The 10,542-nt window shown below is 51.0% G+C and carries 8 protein-coding genes; 4 read left to right on the forward strand and 4 right to left on the reverse strand.

What is annotated here, in order from left to right; genetic code table 11:
* Position 1 precedes the first annotated feature (1 nt).
* From H6F80_RS25160 to bchL, 3 genes are all read right to left on the reverse strand, one after another.
* Positions 2 to 1,402, reverse strand: coding sequence for a ferredoxin:protochlorophyllide reductase (ATP-dependent) subunit N (locus tag H6F80_RS25160; protein ID WP_190794251.1), 1,401 nt, complete (start codon positions 1,400 to 1,402; stop codon positions 2 to 4).
* 120 nt (positions 1,403 to 1,522) lie between these two features.
* A complete protein-coding gene (locus H6F80_RS25165) occupies positions 1,523 to 1,966 on the reverse strand; it encodes a DUF5331 domain-containing protein (RefSeq protein WP_190794252.1) in 444 nt (147 codons plus the stop codon).
* 163 nt (positions 1,967 to 2,129) lie between these two features.
* Entirely contained in the window at positions 2,130 to 2,993 is an 864-nt protein-coding gene (gene bchL / locus H6F80_RS25170; protein WP_190794253.1) for a ferredoxin:protochlorophyllide reductase (ATP-dependent) iron-sulfur ATP-binding protein, read from the reverse strand.
* A gap of 1,237 nt (positions 2,994 to 4,230) precedes the next feature.
* Here bchL and H6F80_RS25175 point away from each other — a divergent pair.
* Positions 4,231 to 4,692 carry a Fur family transcriptional regulator gene (locus tag H6F80_RS25175; protein ID WP_190794254.1) on the forward strand — a complete coding sequence of 154 codons (462 nt, stop codon included), beginning with the start codon at positions 4,231 to 4,233 and terminating at the stop codon, positions 4,690 to 4,692.
* Between the two features lie 204 nt (positions 4,693 to 4,896).
* Here H6F80_RS25175 and H6F80_RS25180 read toward each other — a convergent pair whose 3' ends face one another.
* Positions 4,897 to 5,403 (reverse strand): GNAT family N-acetyltransferase, encoded by a 507-nt coding sequence (locus H6F80_RS25180; protein WP_190794255.1) that lies wholly within the window; start codon positions 5,401 to 5,403, stop codon positions 4,897 to 4,899.
* Between the two features lie 508 nt (positions 5,404 to 5,911).
* On the opposite strand from H6F80_RS25180, the gene H6F80_RS25185 reads away from it, so the two are divergent.
* From H6F80_RS25185 to H6F80_RS25195, 3 genes are all read left to right on the forward strand, one after another.
* A complete protein-coding gene (locus H6F80_RS25185) occupies positions 5,912 to 6,478 on the forward strand; it encodes a cytochrome C (RefSeq protein WP_190794256.1) in 567 nt (188 codons plus the stop codon).
* Between the two features lie 572 nt (positions 6,479 to 7,050).
* On the forward strand, positions 7,051 to 9,870 hold the full coding sequence (secA, locus tag H6F80_RS25190; RefSeq protein WP_190794257.1) for a preprotein translocase subunit SecA: 2,820 nt from the start codon (positions 7,051 to 7,053) through the stop codon (positions 9,868 to 9,870).
* A gap of 18 nt (positions 9,871 to 9,888) precedes the next feature.
* Positions 9,889 to 10,374: a hypothetical protein gene (locus H6F80_RS25195; RefSeq protein ID WP_190794258.1), complete on the forward strand. Its 486-nt coding sequence runs from the start codon at positions 9,889 to 9,891 to the stop codon at positions 10,372 to 10,374.
* Positions 10,375 to 10,542: the final 168 nt, after the last annotated feature.

Consider the following 10,542-nt stretch of genomic DNA (forward strand, 5'->3'; position numbering starts at 1 on the left):
TCTAAACCGTCGTTTCCTTCACGAGCTTATCCCAGCCCAGATCCTTGAGAGAATTATTGCGGCGTAGCGGGCGGGTCACCAGTTCCAGAATGTCGCGGGCGTTGCTGAAGCCGTGAATTTGCGCGAAGGTAAACTCCACTGACCACTTGGTATTGATGCCGCGAGCCTCTAGCGGGTTCGCATGTGCCATCCCCGTGATCACCAGATCGGGCTGAAGCTCATAAATGCGCTGAATCTGGTTGTAGTTGTCCGGCTTTTCAACGATGCGGGGCAGGGGCACGTTCATTTCGGCACAGGTTTTCTCTAGCAGAGCCAGTTCCGCACCCTGGTATCGCTTATCCATGTAGGGAATGCCGATTTCAGGCACGGTCATGCCGCAGCGAATCAGGAACCGCGCCAGCGAGATTTCCAGCAGGTTATCGCCCATAAAGAACACTGACTTGCCGCGAATCAGCTTCACGTAATCTTCCAGTCCTGCCCAAATTTGCGCTTCTCGCTCATCCAGTCCCTTCGGCTCAATGCCAAACACCGAGCAGATTTTTTCGATCCAGGCGCGAGTGCCATCGGGACCGATCGGGAAAGGCGCGCCAATCAGCTTACATTTGCGTCGGCGCATCAGGGTCGTTGCCGTGCGAGACAGGAACGGATTCACCCCGACCACATAATCGCCCTCGGCCAGGACGGGTAGTTCGGTAAATCGCTTGGCAGGCAGCCAGCCCGAAACTTTAATTCCTTGTCTTTTGAGTTCCAGCGTGAGCTGTGTTACCACGGGATCGGGCAAAGAACCAAACAGTACCAGCGGCGGGTGATCCACATACTCCGATTCTTCAGCCGCAACTTCTTCCTTTTTGCGTCCAAAGTTGAGCAGCTTTTGAATGGCATTGCGATCGTTCTTCTCTGCCTCTGCGGTCGGAGCACGATCGGGGCATCGATGAGCCATTGCCGCCAGCACTGTATCTTCGCCCTGAGTAAAGGCATAGTCCAGACCGTTTGCCCGTGCCACGACGATCGGAATCCCAATTTCCGCTTCCAGTTTAGGAGCCAGCCCTTCCAGATCCATTTTGATGATTTCTGTGGTGCAGGTTCCAATCCAGACAATTACAGAGGGATTGCGATCGCGCTTAATCTGGGCACAGAGCCGCTTTAGTTCCTCATAGTCGTTGAGCTGAGCCGAGATGTCGCCTTCTTCTAGTTCTGCCATCGCATAGCGAGGTTCGGCAAAAATCATCACGCCCATCGCGTTTTGCAGAAAATAGCCGCAGGTCTTTGTGCCAATCACGAGAAAGAAGCTGTCTTCAATCTTCTGATATAGCCAGGCCACGCAGCTAATCGGGCAGAAAGTGTGATAATTGCCCGTTTCGCAGTCGAAGTTGAGGGATTGGGGTTCGCTTGCCAGAGTCATAAAATTCGGTTTCCTTAAAGGGATGTTATGGGGGCGATGCAAAGCACTTCCCCTTCGAGGGTCATCGTTGAAACGAACGAAAGCAAATGTTTTTGTCCCGCCAATCCCCCTAATGTTCTGCTAGTTCGTTCGCTCATACCTCAGGTTGGGGTTTGGTCCTACTCCTTCACAGGCATCGTCTGGCTGGGCAGGAGCAGGGCGATCGATCGCGTTCTGAGGGATAGGAGAGAAATTGACCACATCGGTCTGGCTGGGGAGCAGTCGGATCGGCTGGGCGGGGATGTAAGCAGCTTCAAGTTCTTCCAATGCCTCATCGGGGTTGAAGTTCAAACCCAGGGCAATCACAATGCGATCGGGATTGCTGCTGAGATCCACAATCAGCGGAAGCAGCTCAAGCAGATCGGGTTCGAGCGTTGCCAGGGTTGCCAGAATAAAGCTTGAAGAAGGACGACGCTGACCTTCACAGTTGACCCAAACGCCCAGTTTTACCAGCCAGTCTCGATGGGTGCGGTAGTAGCTGAGCCACAGAGTTTTGAGGGATTTGCGGAGATGTTCAGTATTCACGGAATTTATCGTGCTGGATGCAAAAGACGATCGCTAAATTTTGCAGAAATAGTGCAAAAAATTATGCAAACCCACTCATACCGTAAAATGGCGACGCATCACCCAAAGAAACAAGGGATTTTCAGCTTTTGTTGCGATCGAGATTTGCTGCTCCGCACTCACACTAAACCATCATCAGATCCAGTTCTTCCTCGGCCTTGGGCTGATGCTTGGTGGGATTGAGATAGAAATCAGACAGCAGGGTAAACAGTTCGCGATCGGGGGCATCCTTAGGCACCACGCCTTCGGGACGCGCCAGAATTTGATCGGCAATATTGAGGTAATAGTCGCAGACATAGTTCAGCGAGGGGTCGGATTCCGCCATTTCAAACAGCGTTTTGCCCTTCACCCGCGACACCCGAATATCTTCGATCAGGGGCAGAATTTCCAGCACGGGCATTGGCACAGAATCCACATACTTATCGATCAGATCCCGCTTGGAAGTCCGGTTGCCAATCAGTCCTGCTAGGCGGAGGGGATGGGTTCTGGCTTTTTCTCGCACCGAAGCTGCAATCCGGTTGGCTGCAAACAGCGCATCGAAACCGTTATCGGTAACGATCATGCAGTAGTCGGCATAGTTCAGCGGAGCCGCAAAACCACCGCAAACCACGTCGCCCAGCACGTCAAACAAAATCACGTCATATTCGTCAAAGGCGTTGAGTTCCTTCAGCAGCTTCACCGTTTCGCCCACTACATAGCCGCCACAGCCTGCTCCTGCCGGAGGACCACCCGCTTCAACACAATCTACGCCGCCATAGCCCTTGTAAATCACATCTTCGGGCCACACATCTTCGTAGTGGTAGTCCTTTTCCTGGAGCGTATCGATGATCGTGGGAATCAGGAACCCAGTTAGAGTAAAAGTACTGTCATGTTTTGGGTCGCAGCCGATTTGCAGCACTCTCTTTCCGCGACGCGCCAGCGCAACTGAGATATTGCAGCTTGTCGTCGATTTGCCAATTCCGCCTTTGCCGTAAACCGCTAATTTCACGCTAAATCTCTCCTGTCTGTAAGTCTTTTTACCCAATACGCAACGCGGCTTTTCGCGTCGTTTCTGGTGTTTCTGTGGCGATCGAATCTCTGTCTAAGTCTCTGTCTAAAAAATCCTTGCTAAAAATCCTTGGAATTTAGAGATGGGTCGCATCAGACAAGCAACACGACCCGGAGCCTCAACCTCAAAACCTTGTCTGGTTCATAACTGCATTATTGTTCACTTTCCCAAACAGTAAAAGGGACTTTGAAAACAGAAGGGGGTTTAATTCTACCTAAGAAGAAGCTATCCGTAGTTTAGATGAGCTGCTTTAGTCTAAATCTGAACTAATCAAGAAAATAATGCCACGCTCGATTTGTAATAACTCCTTACGTTAATACAGAACAAAAGACAAACGTTGCGCTGCGCTTTTCCGAGTTCTATCTGGCAAATGCTGTTTAGCTCTAGGGCGATCGCTGGGTTGCTTTACTTCTGAAGGGTGGTTGCCTGAATCGTCGCTGAAAGGTGGATGGGTGAGGGTCTTAAATCCTGGAGATTCCCCTGAGAGTCGCTTTCAATAAGGGGAAGCAAGCCTGTTTAAGAGCACTTCTGGAGCAGTCGATAAGGTTTAGCAGCTCAAAGTCCCCTTTTTGAAGAGGAGTTTAGGGGAACCTCCAATCCTTCGCCGTTCGCCAGGTACTTCAACAAACATGCTTGAACTTCCGGGCTGACCAAGATCAAGTAAAACCCTTTTTCCTTCCAACCCTCGCCGCTTTGTAAAAAATGATAAATTTTCCAGAATCAACCGCTTTAATCCAGGTTGATTAACCTCGCTCAAAGGGTTGAAAAATGGCTCTACTTGTGCGTTGCGGTAGACATTCTGCGCTTTTCTAAGTTAAAGTTGTAGTGAGTTCGATTTAGGAATTGGGTGCTTAAGTTGCTTTACTGTGCTGATGCTCCTACTGATTCACCCGTGAGCCTCACCCCATGAGTACAATATGAGTGAATGCCGAGGGTATTGCAGACTGAGATTAGGCTTGACCAATGCCATGTTTTCAGCGTGGACTTAAGCATCACGAACGAGACGCTGCCTAGAAAACCCTGTTTCTGCCCGCTTGCTCAACTGTTTTCCTTGCATCGCCACTCATCGTTCAATCGGATTTAGCATCAAAATTGTCAAAATATTGCCAGTACGAAATTCAGTACGAAATAAAAACAGGGTTATTCAATCCATTATTAAGCTGTAGGGAAGGGAGTTATGGAGACAGGAGCAGCATCAGTTAAAAAACCAATTCGATCGCTCGAAGAAGCTCTAGATCACTGTCAATCGCTCGGAATGCGTCTGAGCAAGCAGCGTCGCTTCATTCTAGAACTGCTGTGGCAGGCAAAAGAGCATCTCTCAGCGCGAGAAATTTACGATCGACTGAATCAGCAGGGCAAAGAAATTGGGCATACCTCGGTGTATCAAAACCTGGAGGCACTGTCAGAGCAGGGCGTGATCGAGTGCATTGAGCGATCGGATGGTCGGCTCTATGGCAACATTAGCGATCCGCACAGTCATGTGAACTGCATTGATACCAATCAGATTATGGATGTTCACATCGAGCTACCCGAAGAGCTGCTGCGCCAAGTGGAGGCACAAACGGGCGTTCGCATTCTGAACTATAAGATCGACTTTTTTGGTTATCGGCAGGCCGAGCAAGTCGCCGCAGCAGATTAGTTCCGAGAGTTTATCTCCATTGAGGAAAACTCTTTGCGTCCGAATCTTCAGAAAAGAACGAGTTTTCGTAGCAATTTCAGTTTTATGAGCTAGACAGTTTTATGGTTAGACAAACGGGGAGGGTTAACCTCCCTTTTTTCTTGTCTGTTTTTTTCTTATCTGTTTTTTCCTGTTTGCAAAGCGATCGCCCAATTTCACTCCAGGTTAACCGCGATGCAACACCTCTTCCTGCACCATTTCCTGAACCAAGGACAGTCCTTGCTGCGAGACAGGCTGGTTAAACAGCACCATTGTCGTGGTCTGGTTTTCCTCGAAGCCGATGCGCTCGTAAAACTTCTGCTGATTTGTGGTCATCAGATACACCCGCTCGGCGCGATTCAGATGAGGGTGCATCAACAGCGTTTCGACCAGTTTCCGTCCCAGTCCTAATCCCTGATAATCTGGGTGAACAACCACATCCCAAATAGTGGCGCGATAAATTCCATCCGAAGTTGCCCGTGCAAAACCAATCAGTCGATCGCCGTCCCAAGCAGTCACAATTGGTCTACTATTTTGCAGGGCGATCGTCCAGTCTTCAAGTTTGCGATCCTGTGCCCAGAATGCCGTAATTTGAAAGAGTGCTTGCAGTTCTTCAAGATCAATTTGGCGAGACCCTGTTCCCACTGCAAAGCCTTCGTGAATACTGAACTGAACGTGACGGCAATCGTGCATGGATTCCCTCTTCCTCCGAAAATCGTCTAAGTTGTGGTATTTGAGTAGTGCTGGATGGTTAGGTTGGCTGCATTCGCTCGCAGTTTGCATTGCAGGTTTAGCGTTATCCTGTCTTACGATAACTTCAGGTCTTCTGCTTTATAAGGCAAAACTCAGAAATGATTCTTCACTCGATCGAATGACTTTTAACGCAATTTCAGTCCCCTAGTGGAACTTTGGCAACCCTGAGCAGTCAGGTCAGCCAGTTACATCACTGATGATCAGAATAATCTGAAGTTTCGGGTTTGAGCAGGTGGGATCAGCGCAATTTTACTCCGCCTCCGGGAGGACGCTGACGCTGAAAATTGCAGGAAACGAAGGTACCAGCTTCATTTCATTAGTGATAAGGGCTACCGCTTTTCTAAGTTTCCCATTCTGAAATCCTGACAATTGTGCCTGTCATTCTTTCCTCAAACACCCCCGCTTTATACCTCCTCGAATTGTTTGCCCCGTTTGCCTGATTGAATCTATGCCGTTTTTGCGCTTTACCCGCTGGATTCGTCGCCGCCCCGCTCTTCGCTGGTTCAGGGTGACGCTGCTGCTGCTGGTTTGGAGTCTTTGCTTAGGTTGGGGACTCGCCCAGGCAAAACCTTCGATCGCCCAAACGATCGCCCAAAGCAATGCTCCTGATTCTCAGGCAATTGGCACAGTTGACGTGATTCGCCCGCAGTTTCAGGTCGGACAGGAACTTTATCTGCAAAACTGCGCTACCTGTCACCTGGCACTGCCGCCTGCCGCAATGCCGACCCAAACCTGGCAAGCGCTCATTCAAGATTCGCAGCACTATGGAGTACAGATCGAACCCCTGCGAAGCCCTGACCTAGAGATAGTCTGGCGATATCTCTCTACCTTTTCGCGATCGACCAATCGCAACGAAATCGTTCCCTATCGCATCCAGCAATCGCGCTATTTCAAAGCACTGCATCCCAAAGTCGAGTTTCCTCAGCCCCCCAGCGTAAGAACCTGCGCCACCTGCCATCCTGCTGCTGCTCAGTTTAATTATCGGAGTCTCGCACCAGAGTGGGTAGGGGAGTAAGTAGGAGAGGATGAGGAGATGGAGGGTGCAGAAATTGACAGAATCTTAGCTTTGCTAGGGGAAGGATGGCTTCGTGGAGGCTAGGTTCAAATTTTTGCGTGGGTTCAGCAGAAGCTCGGAAATTTTAGCTCTGAGTAACCCGCTTCAAGTTTCCAGTACAAAATCTTTCGATCGAACCCGAAGTCATACATTCAAACAAGTCATACACTCACACAAGTCACACGCTCAGAGAAAACAGTATCGCCCAACTCCCTATCCCTCCACTTCCTTTACCCCTCCCCAATCCCTATTCGGCTATCCCCCAACCCAGACTTTCCCCCGGTTTGAATCCAGATGGTACGATGAAAGTAACTTTGCCAATACTCAATCAATCTTTAGAACCGTACTGGTGAAGACTTTGGGGGATTTTGAGCGATCGAGTGAGTCAAATTGCTGGGCTGAACCGTGAAAATGCGTCACACTTTACCTAGACTAGAAAAGCCCGAACTCCAAAAGCGATCCCTCGGATAGCTGCACCCTGCGCCGATACAAATTTCCCTATTTCTCCCTCCTATTAGAGTCTCTCGTTTGCCATGTTAAAGAAACTGCTGGGCGACCCCAACGCACGTAAATTAAAGAAGTATAAAAACGACATTGTCGAAGTCAATCTGCTTGAAGAAGAAATTCAGGCATTGTCCGACGAGCAGTTGACCGGCAAGACGGCAGAGTTCAAGCAGCGGCTCGAAAAAGGCGAAACGCTGGACGATTTGCTGCCCGAAGCCTTTGCCGTGGTGCGAGAGGCAGCCAGACGCGTCCTGGGAATGCGGCACTTTGATGTGCAGTTAATCGGTGGCATGGTGCTGCACAATGGGCAAATTGCCGAGATGAAGACCGGGGAAGGCAAAACTCTGGTTTCGACGCTGCCCGCCTACCTCAACGCTCTAAGCGGAAAAGGGGTTCACGTCGTCACAGTGAACGACTACCTGGCACGGCGCGACGCGGAATGGATGGGACAGGTTCACCGCTTTCTGGGACTGAGCGTGGGTTTGATCCAAAACAGCATGACCCCGATCGAACGCCGCAAAAACTACGCCTGCGATATTACCTACAGCACCAACAGCGAACTCGGCTTCGACTATCTGCGGGATAACATGGCAACCTCGATCGAGGAAGTCGTGCAGCGTCCATTTAACTATTGCGTGATCGACGAAGTAGACTCGGTGCTGATCGACGAAGCCCGTACCCCGCTGATTATTTCGGGACAGGTCGAGCGTCCGAGCGAAAAGTATATCCGAGCGGCTCAGATTGCGGCGGCACTCACCAAAAAGGAAAACGAAGACGACCCTAACGGACACTACGAAGTCGATGAGAAGCAGCGTAACGTCCTGCTGTCTGACGAGGGTTTTGTTGCCTGCGAAGATTTGCTGGGCGTTGAGGATTTGTTCGACCCGAAGGATCCCTGGGCGCACTACATTTTTAACGCGATCAAGGCAAAAGAGCTGTTCATGCGCGACGTGAACTACATTGTTCGCAATGACGAAATTGTGATTGTGGACGAGTTCACCGGACGGGTGCTGCCCGGTCGTCGCTGGAGCGATGGTCTGCACCAGGCGATCGAAGCCAAAGAAAACGTCGAAATCCAGCCGGAAACGCAAACCCTGGCAAGCATTACCTATCAGAACTTCTTCCTGCTTTATCCAAAGCTGGCGGGCATGACGGGCACGGCGAAAACCGAAGAAGCTGAATTTGAGAAGATTTACAAGCTAGAAGTGACGATTATTCCGACCAACCGCATCACCCAGCGGCGCGACCAGCCCGACGTGGTGTACAAAACTGAGGCGGCAAAATGGCGGGCGATCGCTCAGGACTGCGCTGAATTCAACCAGCAGGGACGACCCGTTCTCGTAGGAACTACCAGCGTGGAAAAATCCGAAGTGCTGTCGCGGCTGCTGGCTGAGCTGCAAGTGCCCCATAATTTGCTGAACGCGAAGCCGGAAAACGTAGAGCGCGAGTCAGAAATCATCGCCCAAGCCGGACGCAAAGGAGCCGTGACGATCGCCACCAACATGGCAGGACGCGGCACAGACATCATTCTGGGTGGAAACGAAGACTACATGGCGCGTCTCAAGCTGCGCGAGTTCTTTATGCCCCGAATTGTGCAGCCAGAAGATGGCGATGGCTTTTCAGTCACCAGCGTGATGCACGGCGACTCCAGATCGGGCGGTAAGGGGTTTTCCGCGCCTACCCCTGGACAAAAAGTAAAAACCTGGAAGGCATCGCCGCAGATTTATCCCACGGTACTCTCAAAAGAAGTCGAGAAAGCTCTGAAGGAAGCCGTTGATTTTGCCGTGCAGCAGTATGGCGAACGATCGCTTCCCGAACTTCAGGCAGAAGACATTGTGGCGGTTGCTTCTGAAAAAGCTCCGACCGAAGACCCGGTGATTCTGCGGCTGCGCGACGTTTATAACCTGATCCGCAAAGAATACGAAGCGTTTACCAAAGCCGAACACGAAGAAGTCGTGGAGCTGGGTGGTCTACACGTCGTCGGGACAGAGCGACACGAATCCCGCCGGATTGACAACCAGCTTCGTGGACGGGCGGGACGACAGGGCGACCCTGGCTCGACTCGCTTTTTCCTCAGCCTGGAAGACAACTTGCTGCGAATCTTTGGCGGCGATCGGGTTGCAGGCTTGATGAATGCTTTCCGCGTCGAAGAAGATATGCCGATCGAATCGGGAATGCTGACGCGATCGCTCGAAGGGGCGCAAAAGAAAGTCGAAACCTACTACTACGACATTCGTAAGCAGGTATTTGAGTACGACGAAGTGATGAACAATCAGCGTCGTGCCATCTACGCCGAGCGGCGGCGCGTTCTGGAAGGGCAAGACCTGAAAGAACAGGTGATCAAGTACATCGAGAAAACGATGGATGATATCGTCGATGCTTACATCAACCCTGAATTGCCCTCAGAGGAGTGGGAGATCGATAAGGTCGTGACCAAGGTGAAGGAATTCATCTATCTGCTCGAAGATTTAGAGCCGTCCCAGCTTGCCGATCTGTCGGTGGGCGAAATCAAGACCTTCCTGCACGAGCAAGCCCGCATTGCCTACGACATCAAAGAAGCCCAGGTGAACCAGCTTGAGCCAAACCTGATGCGGCAGGCAGAGCGATTCTTTATCCTTCAGCAAATTGATACCCTCTGGCGCGAACACCTTCAGCAAATGGAGGCTCTGCGCGAGGCGATCGGTCTGCGAGGCTATGGTCAGCGCGACCCGCTGATCGAATACAAGAGCGAAGGCTATGAACTCTTCCTCGAAATGATGACCAATATTCGCCGCAACGTCGTCTACTCGCTGTTCCAATTCCAACCGCAGCCGCAGCCTGTAGTGCAAACGCCGTCTGAGCTGGTGTAAGTGCAGGAGAACTTTGGGATGGACAAACTGCTAGACGAAGCGCGATCGAGAGAAATTGCTCAGGAGATCCGCAGCAAAGCGAAACAGCCGTTTGAGAATGCCTATAAAGCAGCTCTGGCGATCAAAGACGCGCTTTACGTGCAGGGTTTTCTGGTGAGCAAAGCGAGATCTAGTGAGCCGATCGAGCATGGTTGGCTGGAACTGGACGATTGCCTGATCGACCCCAACCTGCCTCACCTGCAAGGCAATCCAGAAACCCTGTTCTATTTCACGGCGCAGCGTTTATCGGTCGAAAGCTTGAAAGCTGCCGTAGAAGAGGCAAAAGAAGACTATCCCGAAGATGATCCTCTGCCTATCTACGGCACAACGCCCTACGAATATTACGGCAACGTGATGCTGGGCGGCAAAGAGTATCAGGAAGCGTTTGCGGCGGCTGAGGCAAAGTGTCAGGAGCTGCAAAGCTCAAACGGCAAAAATACGAACGGTCACAATTCCCTGAACTAATTTCCCAACTAATCTGCTAACAGGAAGTTACCTGCTGCCCGGAACCATCTCTTTGCCTCTGGGGTTCGGGCAAAACCTATTTTTCTGGGTGCTTTCAGAGCCCCCAACCTGAGGGAATTTCGGGGACAATGTGGAATTTCTGGAACTTCTCAAATCCCCTCTACAACC

Origin of the sequence: Leptolyngbya sp. FACHB-711 (assembly GCF_014695615.1) — a bacterium.
GTDB lineage: Bacteria > Cyanobacteriota > Cyanobacteriia > Elainellales > Elainellaceae > Leptolyngbya_A.

Excerpts from the sequence above, each read along its gene's own strand:
- H6F80_RS25160 (WP_190794251.1), bottom strand. The coding sequence starts at position 1,402 with ATGACTCTGGCAAGCGAACCCCAATCCCTCAACTTCGACTGCGAAACG.
- H6F80_RS25175 (WP_190794254.1), top strand. The coding sequence starts at position 4,231 with ATGGAGACAGGAGCAGCATCAGTTAAAAAACCAATTCGATCGCTCGAA.
- H6F80_RS25180 (WP_190794255.1), bottom strand. The coding sequence starts at position 5,403 with ATGCACGATTGCCGTCACGTTCAGTTCAGTATTCACGAAGGCTTTGCA.
- H6F80_RS25185 (WP_190794256.1), top strand. The coding sequence starts at position 5,912 with ATGCCGTTTTTGCGCTTTACCCGCTGGATTCGTCGCCGCCCCGCTCTT.
- secA (WP_190794257.1), top strand. The coding sequence starts at position 7,051 with ATGTTAAAGAAACTGCTGGGCGACCCCAACGCACGTAAATTAAAGAAG.
- H6F80_RS25195 (WP_190794258.1), top strand. The coding sequence starts at position 9,889 with ATGGACAAACTGCTAGACGAAGCGCGATCGAGAGAAATTGCTCAGGAG.